The organism is Bacteroidales bacterium (assembly GCA_016707785.1).
In the GTDB taxonomy this organism is placed as follows: Bacteria; Bacteroidota; Bacteroidia; order Bacteroidales; family UBA4417; genus UBA4417.
In genome coordinates this window covers 1-22,689 of the sequence record JADJGZ010000055.1, presented here as the reverse complement: position 1 = coordinate 22,689, position 22,689 = coordinate 1, and the positions used below count along the sequence as shown (strand labels likewise).

The 22,689-nt window shown below is 46.1% G+C and carries 18 protein-coding genes; 2 read left to right on the top strand and 16 right to left on the bottom strand.

All coding sequences use genetic code 11. The features are described 5' to 3' along the window. Positions 1–169: 169 nt before the first annotated feature. The 3 genes from IPH84_18435 to IPH84_18425 are packed head-to-tail and all read right to left on the bottom strand — an operon-like array spanning position 170 to position 4,383. A complete protein-coding gene (locus IPH84_18435) occupies positions 170–625 on the bottom strand; it encodes a pyridoxamine 5'-phosphate oxidase family protein (GenBank protein ID MBK7175146.1) in 456 nt (151 codons plus the stop codon). 50 nt (positions 626–675) lie between these two features. Beyond that, positions 676–1,044: a sulfite exporter TauE/SafE family protein gene (locus tag IPH84_18430; protein MBK7175145.1), complete on the bottom strand. Its 369-nt coding sequence runs from the start codon at positions 1,042–1,044 to the stop codon at positions 676–678. A gap of 36 nt (positions 1,045–1,080) precedes the next feature. Further along, the gene (locus tag IPH84_18425) at positions 1,081–4,383 is read right to left on the bottom strand and encodes a PD40 domain-containing protein (protein ID MBK7175144.1); all 3,303 of its coding nucleotides are present in this window, start codon (positions 4,381–4,383) and stop codon (positions 1,081–1,083) included. Between the two features lie 120 nt (positions 4,384–4,503). Here IPH84_18425 and IPH84_18420 point away from each other — a divergent pair, with 120 nt between their 5' ends. After that, complete coding sequence (locus IPH84_18420) at positions 4,504–5,139, top strand: MBL fold metallo-hydrolase (GenBank protein ID MBK7175143.1); 636 nt, start codon at positions 4,504–4,506, stop codon at positions 5,137–5,139. A gap of 115 nt (positions 5,140–5,254) precedes the next feature. Here IPH84_18420 and IPH84_18415 read toward each other — a convergent pair whose 3' ends face one another. The 13 genes from IPH84_18415 to IPH84_18355 all read right to left on the bottom strand — a co-directional run bounded on the left by IPH84_18415 (position 5,255) and on the right by IPH84_18355 (position 22,176). Then, entirely contained in the window at positions 5,255–7,303 is a 2,049-nt protein-coding gene (locus tag IPH84_18415; GenBank protein ID MBK7175142.1) for an OmpA family protein, read from the bottom strand. A 127-nt stretch (positions 7,304–7,430) separates the two neighbouring features. Beyond that, positions 7,431–8,348 carry a type IX secretion system membrane protein PorP/SprF gene (locus IPH84_18410; protein MBK7175141.1) on the bottom strand — a complete coding sequence of 306 codons (918 nt, stop codon included), beginning with the start codon at positions 8,346–8,348 and terminating at the stop codon, positions 7,431–7,433. Between the two features lie 112 nt (positions 8,349–8,460). Further along, on the bottom strand, positions 8,461–16,563 hold the full coding sequence (locus IPH84_18405) for a gliding motility-associated C-terminal domain-containing protein (GenBank protein MBK7175140.1): 8,103 nt from the start codon (positions 16,561–16,563) through the stop codon (positions 8,461–8,463). A gap of 738 nt (positions 16,564–17,301) precedes the next feature. Further along, entirely contained in the window at positions 17,302–17,715 is a 414-nt protein-coding gene (locus IPH84_18400) for a hypothetical protein (GenBank protein ID MBK7175139.1), read from the bottom strand. Next, positions 17,681–18,643, bottom strand: a complete 963-nt coding sequence (locus IPH84_18395) for a hypothetical protein (GenBank protein MBK7175138.1) — start codon at positions 18,641–18,643, stop codon at positions 17,681–17,683. Before IPH84_18395 ends, IPH84_18400 begins: the two co-directional genes overlap by 35 nt. Continuing rightward, positions 18,550–18,762, bottom strand: coding sequence for a hypothetical protein (locus IPH84_18390; protein MBK7175137.1), 213 nt, complete (start codon positions 18,760–18,762; stop codon positions 18,550–18,552). Before IPH84_18390 ends, IPH84_18395 begins: the two co-directional genes overlap by 94 nt. Positions 18,763–18,941: 179 nt before the next feature. Continuing rightward, positions 18,942–19,541, bottom strand: coding sequence for a hypothetical protein (locus IPH84_18385; GenBank protein ID MBK7175136.1), 600 nt, complete (start codon positions 19,539–19,541; stop codon positions 18,942–18,944). Positions 19,542–19,575: 34 nt separating this feature from the next. Next, a complete protein-coding gene (locus IPH84_18380) occupies positions 19,576–19,809 on the bottom strand; it encodes a hypothetical protein (GenBank protein ID MBK7175135.1) in 234 nt (77 codons plus the stop codon). A gap of 163 nt (positions 19,810–19,972) precedes the next feature. Further along, positions 19,973–20,338: a hypothetical protein gene (locus tag IPH84_18375; GenBank protein MBK7175134.1), complete on the bottom strand. Its 366-nt coding sequence runs from the start codon at positions 20,336–20,338 to the stop codon at positions 19,973–19,975. A gap of 55 nt (positions 20,339–20,393) precedes the next feature. Continuing rightward, positions 20,394–20,942 carry a hypothetical protein gene (locus IPH84_18370; GenBank protein MBK7175133.1) on the bottom strand — a complete coding sequence of 183 codons (549 nt, stop codon included), beginning with the start codon at positions 20,940–20,942 and terminating at the stop codon, positions 20,394–20,396. A gap of 95 nt (positions 20,943–21,037) precedes the next feature. Beyond that, the gene (locus tag IPH84_18365; protein ID MBK7175132.1) at positions 21,038–21,610 is read right to left on the bottom strand and encodes a hypothetical protein; all 573 of its coding nucleotides are present in this window, start codon (positions 21,608–21,610) and stop codon (positions 21,038–21,040) included. Positions 21,611–21,745: 135 nt separating this feature from the next. Beyond that, complete coding sequence (locus IPH84_18360) at positions 21,746–21,910, bottom strand: hypothetical protein (protein ID MBK7175131.1); 165 nt, start codon at positions 21,908–21,910, stop codon at positions 21,746–21,748. Between the two features lie 41 nt (positions 21,911–21,951). Then, entirely contained in the window at positions 21,952–22,176 is a 225-nt protein-coding gene (locus IPH84_18355) for a hypothetical protein (protein MBK7175130.1), read from the bottom strand. Between IPH84_18355 and IPH84_18350 the strand changes: the two genes are divergently transcribed. Then, positions 22,163–22,588, top strand: coding sequence for a hypothetical protein (locus IPH84_18350; protein MBK7175129.1), 426 nt, complete (start codon positions 22,163–22,165; stop codon positions 22,586–22,588). The two genes, IPH84_18355 and IPH84_18350, sit on opposite strands and share 14 nt — an antisense overlap. Positions 22,589–22,689 lie beyond the last annotated feature (101 nt).

The following is a 22,689-nucleotide window of genomic DNA, read 5'->3' as shown; positions in this document are numbered from 1 at the left end:
AAGTGTTAAACTACTGAGATACAGAAAATAGAAATCTTAATAACTAGTGAATGCCTTGCTATTGGCTGCTTTCAGAAAAGTCAATAAAATATGACTATAAATACAATAATAATATTTCGACAGAGCAAGAAAAATACAGCATAAAATGTATCCCTTTATGGGTGCTTCATCATGGTATCATTGAATTGGCATCTTCATTTTCTTTATTCCATATGAGTTTCGTTCCGAAGCCCAGTTGATTATGCGTCATCTTAATAAAATCCAAATCTATCCCCCAAAGTGCTAATTCTTTAAAAGCTGCCACGGGAAATTTGGTCAGATAAGCCTTTAATGCAAGCTCGTAATCTTCATTTTTGAGTTCAGATGCTCTTCCTGTAAACTGTATTCCCTGGATACGTCCAATAATGAGTGTTTCTAAAGCAATAGCACCTGAAACCAGGGGTTGTCCATCTAATTCCCTTATATGACGGGTGTCATAATCAGAAGTAAAAATAATGCGGTTTAAAGGCTCAAGATATACATAAAAACAGGTGCAAACATAAGGAATGTTACCTGAAGCAGTTGCCAGGGTGAAGATATGATGTTTCTGAAAGAATCGGGTGATTCTCCTGTCAATGGGTTCCATAATAAACCTGCTTTAATTACGCTTTCAAATATATACTATGGTCTGATTCATCAGCTTTTAATAATCATTCTCAATGCAATAATGATCATTGCAAATCCAAAGATTTTTTTCACTGTTGAAACAGGGAGGTTTAATGCAAGCTTTGACCCGAAATATCCTCCAATGGTAAATGCTATAGCAATTAACAGGGCATATTTAAAGTTCAGATTTCCTGCTTTGTAATAATTCATGACTGCAAATATACCAACCGGAGGGATCATTACAGCCAGACTTGTGCCTTGTGCTTCCATCTGTGACATTCCCATAAAATAAATGAGTGCCGGGATCATGATTACTCCGCCTCCCAAACCGACCATCCCGCCGAAAATGCCGGCAGCTAGGCCAATCAGTAATAGAATTACTATTGCCTGTAAACTCATACGTACAATTTTTAAAGTGAGTATTGGAGTCTCTGACTAGAAATCAAGACTCAATGATAAGTAGAACTGTCGGGGCTGGATTACATTATCTTCAATACCCCATGACCAGTCGGCACGAAGGAAGTACCCCAGGAGGCTACTCCTCAATCCAAACCCATACCCGGCTACCATTGGGCTTTTCTGAACCTGGACTGTAACATACAATGGGGGACGATAGATATACTGGGTATAGAAAGTGTTTTCTTCCGACAATGGATTCAAGCCTTTCCAGGCTGCGCCCAGATCCCCGAATCCAACGACCTGAAAATTATTGAGGAAATCAGATTTTAATGGACGGTTGAAAAAATACTTGAAAACCGGCAACCTTAATTCCGAATTGAGCACTGCAAAAGTGTTTCCGGAACGGACATTCTGCTTAAATCCCCTCATATTGGTAGCAAGGGTTTGAAAAGCATAGTTCTGGGAATAGTCTATTTGATTCCTGTCATCAAAGCCAGGAATCAACCAGTTATCAACTCCGCCAAGGTAGTAAAGCAGTTTACTTTTTCCGAAAGATGTACTCCCGGCGAACCGGTTGGCCCAGATAAATGAACGGTGAATTCGGGTATAATGCCTGAAATCGAAACCCACCACTGTCATATTGGTTCCACCATCAGCTATTAACCGGTAATATTCTCCAAATACCTTATACCGCATCCCTTGATAGAGATTGGTGCCAAGGCTCCTTGTGTTATCAAAAACCAATTCTCCTTTCACGATGCCCCAGACATCATTTTTATCTTTCATTTGGGCCGTTGCCTGGTCGAGGGCGAGAACAATGGATTTATCATATTGAAGACTTGTTGTTCCTTTTATAGCAAAGATTTCAGAGAATGGATATCGCAATATATAATGCAATTCATGAATTCTATGCCTGACATATGCATTGGAATATGCTACATCAAAGGAATTCCTGTGAAAATAGATTTCCTTGTCTGTCTGGCGCTTCAGATTGACAAACCCAAGGAGATATTCGTTATTGTTGAGGTCCGAATTTAGCCTTACTCCACCTATGATCCTGTAATCTTCCAACAGATCGGTGGCCCCGATAGTAAACAAGGCATTGGTAGGTGGATTCTGAAATACTGGTCCGGCATAGCCTATGAAAGGCTGATAACTCATGTTCAGGTAAGAGAAATCCAGCTGTCCAACCAATTGGTTGATGGTGTATTCAACATTATAATTCCTTGGTTTTGGTGGTTTAGCCTTTTCATTGGCTGGCACCCAACGACCGAATTTGTCTTCCTTCAGCAAGGAAGGCTTTTGTTGAGTTACTTTGCCGGAAAGCTGGTAATTGTTGAGGTCAATCCCAAGGCTATCCGATTGACGGATAGGTAGGTCTTCTTCATATACGTTTACGAATTTTTTCCTCCTTGTTTTGACTGAAGACTCCTTTTTCTGCTTCTCTTTTGCTTCAGCCTCTTCCTTTGCCTTGATTTCCTTCGATAGCATATAGCTTGTTGTGCTTAGGCTAACGGGTGATGCCTGCTCAGAAGGTAAATCATTCAGATAGATGTGATATTTCTTTTTATCAAAGACTACTTCTGCCGATTTGCCGGAAACAACACTTACATCCTGGGTAAGTATACTCCTTTCCAGGTCTGATATCGGGTAAGCCCTGGCAAAATACCTGTAATGCACCGTGGTGTCGATATAGGATATTGCGCTATCGAATTTTGCCACATAACGGTTATAGATTCCATTAGCATCACTCAGGTAGGTGAAAGTGCCGGGTGTGTAGGACATGGGCTGAACTTCATTCGCAAGAGGTGTCTTTTCAATCCTGTTCAACATCCGGGACCTGTTTTTGATATCAAAGACAAAGAGGTCATGGTTCTCCATTCCATCATATGTCACCATCTCATCTTTCACAATTTTCAGCGTATCATGAGGCCTGTTGGAGCTGAAAATAATTCGACTGCTTTTATAAAGGAAGCGTGGATTCAGGTCGTTATAAATATCACGGGTGAGTTGTTCATAGGTATTTGCTGCAATATTGTAAAGGTAAATATCAGATTGGCCTTTTTGGACTGCAGAAAAAACAAAGGATCGTCCATCAGGAGAATAAGAAAAGTCAAGGATTTTCTGAAAGCCAAAAATATTCTGATGTGTCCATTTCCGTGTTTCCAGATCATAGGAATAAAGGAAAATTAATCCTTTGGATTCCAAAATCATAGTAAGCAACTGTCCGGAAGGATGCCAGGCAAGTAAGGGATAGGAATAATCCACTTTCTCATCCAAACGGAACCCTTTTCTGAAGATTTTCTTTACTTTACCACTGGCAGTATTATAGAGGTGCACCTTATAGAGTCCAATGCTATTGGAGGTATAAACAAGATTTTCTCCATCAGGGCTCAGCTTGACTTTGTCATAAACCCTGTCTGTTTTTATCTTTGATTTTATGGGAGAACCAAAGCTTTTTTCGGAAGCTGGGGGTTGCTGAGAATAAATGTCTTTGTACCACACTTCCCATTCTTTGATGATGTTTTTAAAGGAGACGCCAAGCACATATAGAAATCCACTTTCTACACTCCTGTTCACACGGGTCATATAGACAATGTTGGCAATATTCTCAGGACCATATTTCTCCGCAATAAATCTCCAGATTGAATGCCCGGCATAAACAGCATCAGCTCCATACAGATGATTAAATTTTCTGTATTTCCCGCTCATAATGCCATCTTTCAGAATATTATCAAGTTCTGTATCCCAGTTGCGGCTGTAATAGGATACAAGTCCATCGGAAAACCATGCAGGCAGATTGATGAGGGTGCTATTTTTCACCTGGGAGCCAATAGATTCTCCGAAAATTATTCCGTCAAGCAACATACGGGTTATACCTGCACGGATTTGTCGATCAAAATTGTTCATATTCCCATCAAAATAGAGGAATATATCATGCCCGATGATATGTGTTACTCCGCCGGTATTATATTGAGTCTGGCTAAGCAATCCAAGGTTACTCTGTTTAAGGTCATTGAAGTTATTATAGATGATGAACTGGATCTTAGAATCGAGGGTTGTTTCCAGCTTTTTCTCTATCTCCGGAAGATATGATCTGGCATATTCTGCAGTATGTAATGCAAGTTCTTTCCCATTCAGGTAATAATAAACATCAAAATTATTGAACCGGAAATAGGTCCATAAGAAGTCACTATACTGTACCCGGTTCTTCCCGAAAGTAAGTTGTGACCCATTGTAAAATTGAGAGTATAAAGAAGGTGAAACCAGCCAAAGCATTAGCACCAGGAAGAATATACCTGGTTTTTTTGGAGGAGTTATGGAATCCTTTTGCAGCATGAGTTTGACCAGAAATTAGGGCAGCTGAAGTAATAATAATTAAACGGCTGAGCATTTGAATTGTTTCAACCATTAATTATTGATAACTTTACATCAGCAAAAATAGTATACATAATTGATATGATTGCTGTTCAACGGTTTGTTTTTAACTCATTCGCTGTTAATACCTATGTTATTTCAGGCAAGAGCCGGGAATGCATCATTGTTGACCCTGCATGTTCGAATAGCAAGGAAGAAAAGGAATTATCAGGATTCATCCATGATTTTCATCTTACACCTGTTATGCTGGTGAATACTCATAGTCATGTAGATCATATCCTGGGGAATGCTTTTGTTTGCAATACTTACGGACTCAAGCCTACTGCGCATCGGAGAGGTGCAATTTTCTGGGAAACAGCGAAGGAGTTTGCTTCTGTGTTTGGTTTAAATGTTAATGAAGTGAAGAAACCGGAGTTGTTTGTTGAAGAAGGCGATATATTACTTGCTGAGGGCTTCGAATTGAGGGTGTTGTATACGCCGGGACATGCAGATGGAAGTATTAGCCTGGTTTGTGATCAGCAAAATTTTGTCATTACCGGAGACGTGCTTTTCCAAAACAGTATTGGCAGAACAGATTTACCAACAGGAGATTTTGATCTTCTCAGGGAAAGTATTCAGCAAAAATTATTTACGCTGCCATCAGATTGCATCGTTTATCCGGGACATGGTCCTGAAACTTCTATTGGCTATGAAATTGTCAATAATCCATTTATATAGAAGATTATACAAACAGATAAACTCCTATAACTGAAAAGCAGCCGTTGCATTTTTTTTTTTTTTTTTTTTTTTTTTTTTTTTTTTTTTTTTTTTTTTTTTTTCAGACTTTCCTAAATTATTTACAAGGGTTAAAGAAGCCTCCCGGCATTAACCTGGCATCCAACTCTTCTCCATTGCTAAACTTTTCAGGATCAAACTGATCCATAATGGTTGTTGGAGCAGTATATCCAATAACTTTAAATTCTGTTCTGCGGTTGGCCTGGTGCTGCTCATCGGAACACTTGACACCATCAGCACATTCGTTGGTTAACTGATGCTCACCATATCCTTTTGCCGTAATCCTCGACGAATTTATACCAGTTGAAACGATGTAATTCACAGCTGATTGGGCCCTGTTTTGCGAGAGTTTGTCATTATAGGCAAAAGAACCCCTGCTATCGGTATGTGAGCCTAACTCAACATTGATCGGGTTTTCGTTCATGATTCGCACCAGTTTGTCAAGTTCTGGTTTTGCATCAGCACGGATATCAAATTTGTTGAAATCGTAATAGATGTTATCAATTTTAAAAGTCCGGTTCACTTCCAGTTTATCAAGCAATAATTCCCTTGGCGCATTCACAGTTGTACCAGGTATTATCTCTGTCACCAAAAGAGGTGTGCAATCTGAAATATGTTTTGGTTTCATCGCTTTAACCGTATATTCTGCAGCCCTTTCAACCAGGAGTTTATATTGTCCATCAGCTCCTGTTTTAAGCACATTTACTTTCCCTGAGTTGGGATTGAAGATGAAAACTGTTGCACCTGCGATGGGAAGCATGGTGGTTTTATCTTTCACTATTCCACTGATGAAAGCTGGTTTTGGGGTTTCAACCGGAATAGGAATTACTGGTGTTGGAATGTCGAGTTTTTTGAAAGCGTAAATATCATCACTACCTGCACCTCCCGGCCTATTTGACGAGAAGAAGCCATTTTTTGTCCCAGGCGCATAATTCATGGCAAAATCATCAAATGAACTATTTAAAGGAATTCCGGCATTTACAGGATCTGACCAACCTTCAGCAGTTGCTTTTGCTTCAAATATATCGAGACCTCCATAGCCGGGTAACATATCAGAGGCAAACAGGAGGCTACCATCTGATTGAATGGAGGGAAACATTTCTTCCCCGGAAGTATTGATTTTAGATCCGAGGTTAATCGGTTGACTCCAGTTCTCACCTTCTTTCTTACATAGCCAAAGGTCAGTTCCTCCGGCTCCTCCAGGCATATCACTGGCAAAACAAAGGAGATTTCCCTCAGGGTTTAATGTGGGATGACCTACTGAGAAGTCGGGGCTATTAAGGAAAAATGGCTGAAGCTGGCTCCATTTTCCATTTTCATAGGTTGAGTAGAAGATTTTTAACAGGTTTGTCTTGATATTATCCTGCTTATTTGCTTTGTCATTGTAAGTGCGGGTGAAGTAAACGAACTTGTTTTCTACAAAGAATGCCGGTCCGTCATGAAAAGATTGATTAAACCTGCCTTTAATGGAAGATGGTGTTTTTAAGTCTCCCCAGAATTCACCCGGTGCTTCAGGATTGGAACTGAGGATATCGAGGTAGCCTCTTCCTGTCCAGCCATAATTACTTTCATCCAGGTTTTGATTCCTGTCGGATGCAAATACAAGCATTCCATTATAAAAGGCAGGTCCGAAGTCACTTTGTTTTGAGTTGATCCCGGAAACAGATTTGACTTCATAACCGGGTACTCTTGATTTCCATTGGATGGCTGCACTGTCGCAGTATGCAGCAAATAATAATGCTTTGCTGTCTCCGGGTTCAAGGGCTGAATATTTCTTGAACATCTCCCTGGCTTGAGTATAATCGCCTGTTGTCCTTAATGCCTGGGCATAATTGAAATACCACTCTGGTTTTGCTCCAGGAAGTGCTATTGAACGGGCATACCAGGCTTTTGTATTGAATACATCCTGTTGCATTCGATAGCATTCTGCAAGCAATGGTATAGCTTCATTTTTATACTTTGGTTTGTCGACAGCCTTATTCAGGATTCGCACCGCCTTTGAGTAATTATACAGCTTCATGTTTTTCTGGGCTCTCCGGATAGGTTGCGCATTAAGTTGAATGCTGATCAGAAGGATGGAAAGCGAAAAGAGGATGATCTTTTTCATAATAGTAGTATTTAGGCCGGGGAAAGGTATTGTTTCAAAATTGTGAGGCTTTAATTATTTATTTCAAACAAAGGGGAGGGCAAAACCACCGGCTCTGTCATCCGGTGATTAATGCCCAGAACCCTTTCTAGAAATACCTTGGTGTGAGCATTCGTTTCTTTAACAGATCAAAGTCAAATCCAAGGCGAATTTCATGAGATCCTTTATTATATCCCTGCAATTCATTGAGCCAAAGGTCATAGGAATATCCTAGCCTTAGGTTTTCGGACAGGCTGAATTCCGTCATGAGTGAAATTGCCTTTTCTGTCCTGTAAGAGGCTCCAAGCCAAAAAGTATTGGAAATCAAAAAACTTGCATTCAAATCCATCTGTGGCGGTGAATTCCTGACAAATTTGACCAGGACGGAAGGTCGGAAGACCAGGCCGTCGGAAATCGCAAATGCGGCGCCAGCCATACCATAGAAATGTCGGAGTAGCTTTGTAAATTCATCATGCCCATTAACTTTAACAATGCTCATCTGGTTTTGCAGCAATTGTTTTGAGGACAGGCCGAAATAGTATTTTTTTGAATAATAATAGATCCCGAAATTGGCATCAGGGACAGCCTTATTCTTCAATTGTGATCGGAACAAAGGGTCTTCAAGGTCATAAGGATTTATCCTCGACCAGAAGATATCTGAATATTTTACACCTGCCTGAAGACCGAAAGAGAGCTTCGCGTCAGGAAAAAGGATTCGATACGCAAAGGTTGCCAGGGCTCCCTGGGTTGTAGTTGGCCCAATAGCATCCTGATAAACATTTATCCCCAACCCAATATGTTCATTTCTTAAGGGGGTGTGAATAGATGCACTCAAGGTTTGAGGCGCTCCGTCAATATTTACCCATTGATACCTGTAAAGAGCATCAACTGATAAAACTTCCCGGCTTCCGGCATAGGCTGGATTTAAAGCCAATTTATTGAACATGTATTGACTGAACAGAGGATCCTGCTGTGCAAACCCTTGGGCTGCAATTACTATCAGCAGAACAGGCAGTAACTTTTTCATGTTAAGATTTATTAGATTCATTAATTATTGCATCGTATTTCGGTAAGCTTTGATCGTAGGTGAAACCGATGAGGGTGCTGCAATCCGGCAGCACACCTCACGGTATCTTTTATCAATTACTATTACTGTTTCCTCTTACAAAGATCCAACCGGTTCTGGTTCCAACATTCTTTATTTCAAGGATGTAGAAGTAAGTTCCATCTGGTACTTTCTTATCCTGATCATTGGTTCCATCCCAGGATTGATCTTTGTTGTTGTATCCTGAAAACTCACGGATCTTGTCGCCCCAACGATTGAAGATGAGAACCGTATTATCAGGGTACTTATCAATACCACGGATAATCCATTCGTCATTGGTACCATCAGTATTGGGAGAAATTCCATTATAGATGACCAGATCGTCCATACTGGCTGCCTTCACCTTGATATATACGGTGTTGCTTGAGCAGCTTACTGGTTCGCCATTGTCGCAGATCTGGTAGCAGAATGAGTCATCGCCTTCATACCCGTCATATGGAGTATAGGTAATGGTACTGTCAGAGTTGAGTACTACTATACCATGATCCGGATAGTCGCAGAAGCTGATGGTAAGCGGATCACCTTCAGGGTTCAGGTCATTGGAGAGTACATCCAGTGTGATTGAACGGTTCACAATAGTCGTATCATAATCAGGAACAGCCGTAGGTCCGGTATTGGTGCCACCAATCAGGATTTGAACGTCATCACTGTCTGTACAGCCGGTTGAAAGGTCAAGTACAGTTAAGGTGAAGAGCGTATTCGTGATGATAGGTAATGTCACTGGTTCCATAACAGTCGGATTCTCAAGCAATGATTCTGGCTGCCAGCTCCATGCATAGAAACCGGAACCGTCGATTGCAGAGCCCTGCAATGATGTGATAGCCCCTGCTGAGATTTGCTGATCAAGACCTGCATTGGCAGTTACAGCCTTATGAATCGTAAGTGTCATCTGATCTGTAGCCGTTACATTTCCGCAAGCAGTGTTGCCACTGGCTGTGATAGTAAGTGTGACATCACCATAATAGCCTGCTGCCGGAGTGAATGTAGGATTGAGTGATCCCAGTCCACTTAGAGTTCCACTATTTGAAGGTGAGTAAGTCCAGTTAAGCGAGCTGAAATTGGATGCAGATGTACCTGTGATGGTATAACTATTGCCTTCACATGTGGCTGCATCTGCGCCAGCATCAACAGCAGGTGTTTTGATAATGGAGAGTACCAGCTGGTCTGACAGGTCGCTGCATGGAGCTATTCCGCTAATGTTGAGTGTCAGGATTACCATTCCTGTTGACATATCAGCAGAACTTGGAGTGTAGACAGGGTTAATCACTGAAGCATCATTGAAAGTACCTGATCCATTAGTCGTCCAGAGTATTGAACTGTAATTCTGCGCAGTTGCACCGGATACCTGGATCGGGCTCATTTCACAGGTTGCAAGATCGCTGCCTGCATAAACTATCGCTACAGGATTCACTGTCAGTACCATCTGATCAATCACTGTTCCGCAAGGCTCAGCACCATGCACTGTCAGAGTAATAACAACATTTCCTGATTCAGCTGAAGCGGGGACATAGGTTGGTGATAGTGTACCTGCACCATTTAACGTACCCGCACCGTTATGTGTCCATTCAAAATCTTCACTTCCGGTAATCGTTGCAGTAGTGATGGTGAATGGCATGTTGTTACAGGTAACTGCATCCGGACCTGCATTGGCTGTAGGTTCAGAGTATAGTGTGAGTACAAGGCTATCGGCAACGATTCCGCATGGTGCAGTTCCTGTAACCGTGAGGGTGAGAATTACCTCTCCGCTGAGTACATCATTTGCACTTGGGGTATAGGTAGCATGGAGCAACGATGCATTGTTGAAGGTTCCGGTACCGGACGTTGTCCAGATCAGACTTGCTGCACCATTGGCAATAGAAGAGTTCAGAACAACCGGGTTGTTGCTGCAACCTGAGACATTGTCACCAGCTTCAGCCATAGGTTCTGGATAGATGCTCAACGACATGGCATCTGAAACGGTGCCGCAGACTGGTGTGCCAGATAACGTCATCGTCAGAATTACCACTCCCGTTTCACCAGGTGCAGGTTGGTAGGTTGGATTGATAGTGGTTTCATTTACCAGGTTACCATTTCCGTTATGAGTCCAGATCAAGCCTGTGTAGTTGGATGCAATCGCAGTAGTTACTGTAAAGTCAGAACCCTGGCAGATTGCAGCATCATCACCTGCATTGGCAACTGGAATGCGACGGATAATTAACATCATATCATCGCTTACAGTTGTGCATGGTGCTGTTCCTGTGGCGGTTATGGTTAATACCACAGATTCATTCAGGATGTCACTGGCACTTGGAGTATAGGTAGGATGTAATGCAGTTGGATTACTGAAATACCCTGTTCCACTGGTTGTCCACATCAGGTTGGTATAATACCCTGCATTGGCAGTATTCGGAATGAATACCTGTCCTTCGCATATAGAGTCATCAATACCGGCTGAAGCTACAGGAGCTGGCAGAATCGTAAGGTTCATACCATCTACTACGTCAGGACAAGGAGCTGCTGCATAAGCAGTCAATGTTAAGGTAATAGTTCCAGTTTCTCCGGTTTGCGGTATATAAGTCGGGCTCAGCGTATTCGGATTGTTCAGTAAACCTAAACCATTGGTTGTCCATAGGATTGAGGTATAATCCTGAGCTGTTGCACCGCTTACAGTGAATCCCATACTTCCCTGACAAATTGTGGCATCAGGTCCTGCGTTGGCAGTAGTAGCCTGGTTGATGAACAACTGCATACTATCAGTAGCTGCCGGACAAGGTCCATTTCCGTAAGCATTCAATACCAGGAATACGAATCCATTCACCACATCACTTTGTGAAGGCACATACACAGGATGAAGCACACCTGCATTGTTGAATGTACCTGTTCCTGATGTACTCCAGATTAGTGAACTGAAGTTGGAAGCCGTTGACCCAAGAATTGCATAGGAAGAGCCTTCACAAATAGTTGTATCAACACCTGCATAGGCAGAAGGTAAAGCATAGATGTGAAGGGTCATCTGATCAGATGCAGGATTACATGGAGCAGCAGAGGTTACACTTAAGGTCAGGATAATATCACCTGTTTCACCTATACCTGGAGTATAAACTGGGGTCAGCGTGCTGGCTCCGGTCAAAATACCTGTGCCATTATGTGTCCATGTAATACTTGTCTGGTAAGAAGCAGCTGCAGAGGTAACGGCAAAGCTTGATCCTTCGCAGAGTGTTGCATCCGGTCCTGCATTGGCAATAGCCTGGTGTGAAATGTATAGCGTCATATTGTCGCTTATGGTTCCACAAGGTGCTATGCCTGTAGCTGTCAGGGTAAGTACAACAGATCCGTTCAGGATGTCACTTGCACTTGGAATATAGGTAGGATGCAATCCTGCAGGATTATTGAACATACCTTCTCCCGAAGTAGTCCACAGCAGTGAGCTGTAATTCGATGCAGCTGAACCAGAGAGTGTATAGGTTCCTGTTTCACAGATAGTGGCATCAGATCCTGCTGATACGACTGCACCCGGGTTGATGGTGATGTTCATCTGATCTGTTACACTAAGGCATGGTGTTACCGAAGTTCCGGTCAGAACCATGGTAATAACTCCGGTTTCTCCTATTGCAGGTGAATAAGTCGGAGTTATTGTATTGGCACCACTCAGTGTTCCCAGACCATTATGTGACCAGTTAATGGATGCAGCATACAATGATGTTGCTCCGCTTACTGTAAAGGTTGATCCTTCACAAATGGTTCCATCAGGTCCGGCATTTACAATGGCCTGACGGTTGATATGGAGTGTCATGTCATCTGTGGCACTTACACAAGGTGCTGTTGAGGTTGCTGTCAGAGTAAGGATTACAAATCCATCGAGTACGTCATTAGGACTCGGGTTGTAAACCGGGTTGAGTGAGGTAGGATTGTTGAAGGATCCTGTTCCAGTGGTTGTCCAGAGGAAGGAAGTAGCATATTGTGCAGTAGCTGTAGTTAATGAGTAGGTACCGGTTTCACAGATGGTTGCATCTGTTCCGGCATTTACAATTGCCTGACGGTTGATGTTCAGAACCATCGCATCTGTTGCATCAACGCATGGTGCGGTTGAACTTGCAGTAACTGTGATTGTAACACTTCCGGCAAGAATATCAGCAGCACTTGGTGTGTAAACCGGATGCAACAGGCTGGCATCATTGAAGCTGCCTGTTCCGCTGCTGCTCCATAGATAGGCAGTAGCATACTGTGCTGACGAATTGCTGAGTGTATAGGTTCCTGAAGTCTCACAAATTGTGGCATCAGTACCGGCGTTCACAACTGCCTGACGGTTAATCGTCAGAACCATGGCATCGCTTGCTGTAGCGCATGGGGATGCTGGTGTTGCAGTCAGGGTCAGGGTAACGGTTCCGTTCAGGATATCCGCTGCACTTGGGATGTAGATTGGATTCAGTGCGGCGGCATTGTTGAATGAACCGGTACCTGATGTTGACCACAGTAGGGTCGTTGCATTTGCAACGGCCGAATTAGCCAGGGAATATGTACCTGTTTCGCAGATGGTAGCATCAGGTCCTGCGAATACAGTTGCGGCAGGAGTGATGGATATGGTCATCTGGTCAGTTGCATCAACACAAGGTGAAGTTGAAGTAGCTGTCAGGGTCAGGGTGATAACACCTGTTTCACCGGCAGCCGGAGTATAGGTAGGCGTAAGGGTGCCTGCACCGCTTAATGTACCAAGTCCGTTATGGGTCCATTGTAGGGTCGTTGCATTTGCAACAGCCGCTCCAGATATGGTATAGGTTGAACCTTCACAGATTGAAGCATCAGTGCCTGCATTTACGATTGCCTGGTGACTGATAGTCAGAACCATTGCATCGGTAACAATTGCGCATGGTGCAGCAGGTGTTACGGATAGGGTGAGGGTAACTGATCCGTTCAGGATATCTGCAGCACTCGGGATGTAGATTGGATTGAGTGCAGCAGCATTGTTGAAGGATCCGGTACCTGAAGTTGACCATAGCAGTGAGATGGCATTGGTTGCTGAACTTCCGGCAAGAGTATGGTTGCCTGTTTCGCAGATGGTGGCATCAGGTCCTGCAGATACTGTAGCAGCAGGAGTGATGGAAATAGTCATCTGGTCGGTAGCATCTACACATGGACCGGCGGAAGTAGCAGTAAGGGTCAGTGTGATTACACCAGTTTCACCTGCAGCCGGAGTATAGGTTGGGGTGAGGGTGTTAGCACCAGTCAGTGTTCCAAGGCCATTATGAATCCATGTAATCAGGGTTGCATAGCTGGAAGTTGCACTGTTGACGGTATAGGTAGCACCTTCGCAGATGGAAGCATCAGTTCCGGCATTCACAATAGCCTGACGGCTGATGGTGAGTACCATTTCATCACTGATAACAGGACATGGAGCAGATGGATATGCTGTCAGAGTTAAGGTAACCGATCCGTTCAGAATATCTGCAGCACTTGGGATGTAGATTGCATGGAGGGCAGCGGCATTGTTGAATGAACCTGTACCCGAAGTTGACCATAGTAGGGTCGTTGCATTTGCAACGGCCGAACCAGCCAAGGTATAGGTACCTGTTTCGCAGATGGTGGCATCAGGACCTGCAGATACTGTAGCGGCAGGAGTGATGGTGATGGTCATCTGATCTGTTACATCAACACATGGACTGGCCGATGTTGCTGTTACAGTGAGAGTAATAACACCGGTTTCACCAGCAGCAGGAGTATAGGTAGGTGTCATTGTGCCGGCTCCTGAAATTGTTCCAAGTCCGTTGTGGGTCCACAGGATCGAAGCTGCATAGCTTGATGTGGCGGTGCTAACGGTGTAGGAAGCATTTTCACAGATGGTGGCATCGATGCCTGCATTAACCACAGCCTGGCGGTTGATGTTGAGTACCATTGCATCGCTTACTGCTGTGCAAGGAGCAGCTGGTGTGGCTGTAATAGTCAGTGTGACGGAACCTGCAACGATATCGGCAGCACTTGGAGTATAAATTGGGTGAAGTGCAGTGATATTGTTGAATGAACCAGTACCTGAGGTTGACCATAGTAGGGTCGTTGCATTTGCAACGGCCGAACCAGCCAGGGTATATGAACCTGTTTCACAGATAGTAGCATCAGCACCTGCAGATACTGTAGCTGCAGGAGTGATGGTAATTGTCATCTGATCGGTAGCATCTACGCATGGACCAGTTGATGTAGCAGTAAGGGTCAGGGTGATAACACCAGTTTCACCAGCAGCTGGAGTATAGGTCGGGGTAAGGGTGTTGTCATTGGTGAGTGTACCCAGACCGTCATGTGACCATTGTAGGGTCGTTGCATTCGCAACGACTGCATTTACCAATGTATAGGTACCACCTTCACAGATAGTGGCATCAGCACCAGCATTTACCACAGCCTGGCGTGAGATATCGAGAACCATTGCATCGGAAGCACTTACACAAGGAGCAGCGGATGAAGCTGTGATGGTAAGGGTAACGGTGCCGGCGGCAATATCAGCAGCACTTGGAGTGTAAACCGGGTTGAGGTTGGTTGCGTTGTTGAAGTAACCTGTACCTGAGGTAGTCCACAGTAGGGTCGTTGCATTGGCAACAGCCGCACCGGCCAGTGTGTATGAACCAGCAGTCTCGCAGATGGTGGCATCAGCGCCGGCGTTAACGGTAGCCTGACGGTTGATGTTAAGAACCATTGCATCAGTAGCATCTGAACAAGGAGCAGCGGATGATGCTGTGATGGTCAGAGTAACTGAACCTGCAGTGATATCGGCCACACTTGGAGTATAAACCGGGTTGAGAGCAGTAGCATCATCGAAAGTACCGGTACCTGAGGTTGCCCAGAGGTAGGGGGTTGCATAGGTAACGGTTGCATTTACCAATGTATAGGTACCACTTTCACAGATTGTAGCATCAGCACCGGCGTTGACCACAGCCTGGCGTGAGATATCGAGCACCATGGCATCGGAAGCACTTACACAAGGAGCAGCGGATGAAGCTGTGATGGTAAGGGTAACGGTACCGGCGGCAATATCAGCAGCACTTGGAGTGTAAACCGGGTTGAGAGTGGTTGCATTGTTGAATGTACCAGTACCTGAGGTAGTCCACAGCAGGGACGTTGCATTCGTAACGGCCGCACCGGCCAGAGTATATGAACCAGCAGTCTCGCAGATGGTAGCATCAGCGCCGGCGTTAACAGTAGCCTGACCGTTGATGTTGAGCACCATTGCATCGGTAGCATCTGAACAAGGAGCAGCGGATGAGGCTGTGATGGTCAGAGTCACTGAACCTGCAGTGATATCGGCCACACTTGGAGTATAAACCGGGTTGAGGGTTGTAGCATCATCGAATGTACCAGTACCTGAGGTTGCCCACAGTAGGGTCGTTGCATTCGCAGCGACTGCATTTACCAATGTATAGGTACCACTTTCACAGATGGTAGCATCAGCACCTGCATTAACGGTAGCCTGACGGTTGATGTTGAGAACCATAGCATCACTGACAGCAGTGCAAGGAGCAGCTGGAGTTGCAGTAATGGTGAGGGTAACAGCACCGGCAGTGATATCGGCAGCCGAAGGAGTATAGATCGGATGCAGAGCAGATATGTTATTGAAAGTACCTGTACCAGAAGTTGACCACAGTAGGGTCGTTGCATTTGCAACGGCCGAACCAGCCAGGGTATATGAACCTGTTTCACAGATGGTAGCATCAGCACCTGCAGAAACTGTAGCGGCAGGAGTGATGGTGATTGTCATCTGATCGGTGGCGTCAGTACAAGGAGCATCGGAAGTAGCAGTGAGGGTGAGAGTGATCACACCTGTTTCACCGGCTGCAGGAGTATAGGTCGGGGTAAGGGTTGTTTCATCTGAAAGAACACCTGTTCCTGAACTTGTCCAGAGGATGCTTGAATAATATGAAGCAGTTGCACCAGATACTGTATAGGCAGAACCTTCACAGATTGATGCGTCAGCACCAGCATTAACCACAGCCTGGCGTGAGATATCGAGCACCATTGCATCGGAAGCACTTACGCAAGGAGCAGCGGATGAAGCTGTGATGGTAAGGGTAACGGTACCGGCGGCAATATCAGCAGCACTTGGAGTGTAAACCGGGTTGAGAGTGGTTGCATTGTTGAAGTTACCAGTACCTGAGGGTAGTCCACAGTAGGGTTGCATTGTGATGCAACAGCACCAGCCAGTGTGTAAGAACCAGCAGTCTCGCAGATGGTAGCATCAGCGCCGGCGTTAACAGTAGCCTGACGGTTGATGTTGAGTACCATACTATCAGTAGCATCTGAACAAGGAGCAGCGGATGAGGCTGTGATGGTCAGTGTAACAGAACCTGCAGTGATATCGGCCACACTTGGAGTATAAACCGGGTTGAGGGTTGTGGCATCATCGAAAGTACCAGTACCTGAGGTTGCCCACAGTAGGGTCGTTGCATAGGTAACGGTTGCATTTACCAATGTATAGGTACCACTTTCACAGATGGTAGCATCAGCACCTGCATTAACTGTAGCCTGACGGTTGATGTTGAGCACCATAACATCACTGACGGCAGTGCAAGGAGCAGCTGGAGTTGCAGTAATGGTGAGTGTAACAGTTCCGGCAGTGATATCTGCAACCGAAGGAGTATAGATCGGATGCAGAGCAGATATGTTATTGAAAGTACCTGTACCTGAAGTTGACCACAGTAGGGTCGTTGCATTTGCAACGGCCGAACCAGCCAGGGTATATGAACCGGTTTCACAGATGGTAGCATCGGCACCTGCAGAAACTGTAGCGGCAGGAGTGATGGTGATTGTCATCTGATCGGTAGCATCTACGCATGGACCTGTTGAAGTGGCAGTCAGTGTAAGAGTGATCACACCTGTTTCACCAGCAGCCGGAGTATAGGTTGGGGTAAGGGTTGTTTCATCTGAAAAGAACCCAGTTCGTGAACTGGTAGGGAGGTTGAGTATATGCAAGCGGCGCACCGGATACTGTATAGGCAGAACCTTCACAGATGGTAGCATCAGCCCCTGCATTAACCACAGCCTGGTGTGAGATATTGAGAACCATGACATCGGAAGCACTTACGCAAGGAGCAGCGGAAGAAGCTGTGATGGTAAGGGTTACGGTACCGGCGGCAATATCATCAGCACTTGGGGTATAAACCGGGTTAAGGGTTGTTGCATTATTGAATGTACCTGTACCGGAGGTAGTCCACAGTAGGGACGTTGCATTAGCAACGGCTGCACCTGCAAGGGTATAGTTACCAGCTGATTCGCAGATGGTAGCATCAGCGCCGGCGTTAACAGTAGCCTGACTGTTGATGTTGAGCACCATTGCATCGGTAGCATCCTGAACAAGGAGCAGCGGATGAAGCTGTGATTGTCAGAGTTACTGAACCTGCAGTGATATCGGCTACACTTGGAGTATAAACCGGGTTGAGTAGTGTTGCATCATCGAATGTACCTGTACCTGAAGTTGCCCATTGTAGGGTCGTTGCATTCGCAGCGACTGCATTTACCAACGTATAGGTACCACTTTCACAGATGGTAGCATCGACACCTGCATTAACGGTAGCCTGACGGTTGATGTTAAGAACCATAGCATCACTGACAGCAGTGCAAGGAGCAGCTGGAGTTGCAGTAATGGTGAGGGTAACAGCACCGGCAGTGATATCGGCAGCACTAGGTGTATAGATCGGATGCAGAGCAGAGATGTTATTGAAAGTACCTGTACCTGAAGTTGACCACAGTAGGGTCGTTGCATTTGCAACGGCCGAACCAGCCAGGGTATATGAACCGGTTTCACAGATGGTAGCATCAGCACCTGCAGAAACTGTAGCGGCAGGAGTGATGGTGATTGTCATCTGATCGGTAGCATCTACGCAAGGACCTGTTGAAGTGGCAGTCAGTGTAAGAGTGATCACACCTGTTTCACCAGCAGCCGGAGTATAGGTTGGGGTAAGGGTTGTTTCATCTGGAGAACCGTTCCTAACTGGTCCAGAGGGTGGTTGCATTTGAAGCGGTAGCACCGGATACTGTGTATAGGCAGAACCTTCGCAGATTGTAGCGTCAGCACCAGCATTAACCACAGCCTGGCGTGAGATATTGAGAACCATTGCATCGGAAGCACTTACGCAAGGAGCAGCAGATGAAGCTGTGATGGTAAGGGTTACGGTACCGGCGGCAATATCAGCAGCACTTGGAGTGTAAACCGGGTTGAGGGTGGTTGCATTGTTGAAGTACCGGTTCCTGAGGTAGTCCACAGCAGGGACGTTGCATTCGTAGCGGCCGCACCGGCCAGAGTGTATGAACCAGCAGTCTCGCAGATGGTAGCATCAGCGCCGGCGTTAACAGTAGCCTGACGGTTGATGTTGAGAACCATTGCATCGGTAGCATCTGAACAAGGAGCAGCGGATGAGGCTGTGATTGTCAGAGTTACTGAACCTGCGGTAATATCGGCCGCACTTGGAGTATAAACCGGGTTGAGGTTGTAGCATCATCGAATGTACCAGTACCCTGAGGTTGCCCATAGGTGGGTCGTTGCATTCGCAGCGACTGCATTTACCGATGTATAGGTACCACTTTCACAGATGGTAGCATCAGCACCTGCATTAACTGTAGCCTGACGGTTGATGTTGAGCACCATAGCATCATGACAGCAGTGCAAGGAGCAGCCGGAGTTGCGGTGAGGTGAGGGTAACGCACCGGCAGTGATATCGGCAGCAGATGGGTATAGATCGGATGCAGGGCAGATATGTTATTGAAAGTACCTGTACCTGAAGTTGACCAGAGTAGGGTCGTTGCATTCGCAACGACTGATCCGGTGAGGGTATACGAACCGGTTTCACAGATGGTAGCATCGGCGCCAGCGCTAACGGTAGCGGCAGGAGTGATGGTAATGGTCATCTGGTCGGTTGCATCTACACATGGACTTGCCGAGGTAGCAGTGAGTGTAAGAGTGATCACACCTGTTTCACCGGCTGCAGGAGTATAGGTCGGGGTAAGGGTTGTTTCATCTGAAAGAACACCTGTTCCTGAACTGGTCCAGAGGATGGAGTAATATGAAGCAGTAGCACCGGATACCTGTATAGGCAGAACCTTCACAGATAGATGCATCAGCACCGCATTAACCACAGCCTGGCGTGAGATATTGAGCACCATAGCATCGGAAGCACTTACGCAAGGAGCAGCTGAATTAGGCGGTAAGGGTCAGTGTGACCAATCCGGCAGTGATATCAGCAACGCTCGGGGTGTAAACCGGGTTCAATGTTGTAGCATTATTGAAGTAACCGGTACCTGAGGTAGTCCATAGCAGGGACGTTGCATTAGCAACGGCTGCACCTGCAAGGGAATAGTTACCAGCCGATTCGCAGATGGTAGCATCAGCGCCGGCGTTAACAGTAGCCTGGCGGTTGATATTGAGTACCATAGCATCGGTAGCATCCTGAACAAGGAGCAGCGGATGAGGCTGTGATGGTCAGGGTAACAACCTGCAGTGATATCGGCAGCACTTGGGGTATAAACCGGGTTGAGGGTTGTAGCATCATCGAATGTACCTGTACCTGAGGGTAGCCCAGTGCAGGGTCGTTGCATTAGCAGCGACTGCATTTACCAATGGTATAGGTACCAGTTTCACAGATGGTAGCATCAGCGCCTGCATTAACTGTAGCCTGACGGTTGATGTTGAGAACCATAGCATCACTGACAGCAGTGCAAGGAGCAGCTGGAGTGGCGGTAATGGTGAGGGTAACAGCACCGGCAGCGATATCGGCAGCACTAGGAGTATAGATCGGATGCAGTGCAGATATGTTATTGAAAGTACCTGTACCTGAAGTAGACCACAGTAGGGTCGTTGCATTTGCAACGGCCGAACCAGCCAGGGTATATGAACCTGTTTCACAGATGGTAGCATCAGCACCTGCAGAAACAGTAGCAGCAGGAGTGATGGTGATAGTCATCTGATCGGTGGCATCAGTACAAGGACATCGGAGGTGGCAGTAAGTGTGAGTGTGATCACACCTGTTTCACCAACAGCCGGGGTATAGGTAGGCGTGAGTGTTGCATCATCTGAAAGAACACCTGTTCCTGACTAGTCCAGAGGATGGAAGTTAGCATAGGAAGCAGTAGCACCTGATACTGTAAGGCAGCACCTTCACAGATAGTTGCATCAGCACCAGCATTCACCACAGCCTGGCGGTTGATATTCAATACCATAGCATCGGAAGCACTTACGCAAGGAGCAGCTGAGTTGGCGGTAAGGGTCAGGGTGACCGTTCCGGCAGCAATATCAGCAGCACTTGGAGTGTAAACCGGGTTGAGGTTGGTTGCGTTGTTGAAGTAACCTGTACCTGAGGTAGTCCACAGTAGGGTCGTTGCATGGGCAACAACAGCACCGGCCAGTGTGTAAGAACCAGCAGTCTCGCAGATGGTGGCATCAGCGCCGGCGTTAACAGTAGCCTGACGGTTGATGTTGAGAACCATTGCATCGGTAGCATCTGAACAAGGAGCAGCGGATGAAGCAGTGATGGTCAGGGTAACAGAACCTGCAGTGATATCGGCCACACTTGGGGTATAAACCGGGTTGAGGGTGTAGCATCATCGAATGTACCGGTACCTGAGGTAGCCCAGCAGGGGCGTTGCATTCGCAGCGGCTGCATTTACCAATGTATATGTACCGGTTTCACAGATGGTAGCATCAGCACCTGCATTAACGGTAGCCTGACGGTTGATGTTGAGCACCATAGCATCACTGACAGCAGTGCAAGGAGCAGCTGGAGTTGCGGTAATGGTGAGGTAACAGCACCGGCAGTGATATCGGCAGCAGAAGGGTATAGATCGGATGCAGGAGCAGATATGTTATTGAAAGTACCGGTACCTGAAGTAGACCACAGTAGGGTCGTTGCATTTGCAACGGCCGAACCAGCCAATGTATAAGAACCGGTTTCACAGATGGTAGCATCGGCACCAGCATTAACGGTAGCAGCAGGAGTGATGGTAATGGTCATCTGATCGGTTGCATCCACACATGGACTTGCTGAGGTTGCAGTGAGTGTGAGGGTGATCACACCTGTTTCGCCAACAGCCGGGGTATAGGTAGGCGTGAGTGTTGTTGCATCTGAAAGGAACACCTGTTCCTGAACTGGTCCAAAGGATGCTTGAGTAATATGAAGCGGTTGCACCTGATACAGTGTAGGCAGAACCTTCACAAATTGTAGCGTCAGTACCTGCATTAACCACAGCCTGGCGTGAGATATTGAGCACCATTGCATCGGAAGCACTTACGCAAGGAGCAGCGGATGAAGCTGTAAGGGTCAGGGTGACCGTTCCGGCAGCGATGTCAGCAGCGCTCGGGGTGTAAACCGGGTTCAGGGTATTAGCATTATTGAAGTAACCTGTACCTGAGGTAGTCCATTGTAGGGCGTTGCATTCGTAACGGCCGCACCGGCCAGTGTATATGAACCAGCCGATTCGCAGATGGTAGCATCAGCACCGGCGTTAACAGTAGCCTGGCGGTTGATATTGAGTACCATAGCATCGGTAGCATCCCCGCAAGGACTTGCAGAAGCAACTGTTACGGTAAGGGTAACACTTCCTGCAGTGATATCAGCAGCACTCGGGTATAAACCGGGTTGAGCAGTGTTGCATCATCAAATGTACCTGTACCACTGGAAGCCCAGAGGTAAGAAGTAGCATACTGAGCGGTAGCATCACTTATGGTATAGGATCCTGCGCTTTCGCAGATGGTGGCATCCGCGCCAGCAGATACTGTAGCCTGGCGGTTGATGTTGAGCACCATTGCATCACTGACAGCAGGCAAGGAGCGGCTGGTGTGCGGTAAGGGTCAGGGTAACAGAACCGGCAGTGATATCGGCAGCACTGATGTGTATAGATCGGGTGCAGGAGCAGATATGTTATTGAAAGTACCAGTACCTGAAGTTGACCACAGTAGGGTCGTTGCATTTGCAACAGCCGAACCAGCGAGGGTATATGAACCTGTTCTCACAGATGGTAGCATCAGCACCTGCAAAACTGTAGCAGCAGGAGTGATGGTGATGTCATCTGATCAGTGGCGTCAGTACAGCGCATCGGGTAGTGAGGGTGAGGGTGATCGCACCTGTTTCACCGGCTGCCGGGGTATAGGTCAGGTGAGGGTTGCTTCATCAGAAAGAACACCTGTTCCTGAACTAGTCAGAGGTATGCGGTGGTAGCATAGGTTGCAATGTGGCACCTGATGCTGTATAGGCAGAACCTTCACAGATTGATGCATCATCACCAGTGTTACCACAGCCTGACGTGAGATATTGAGAAC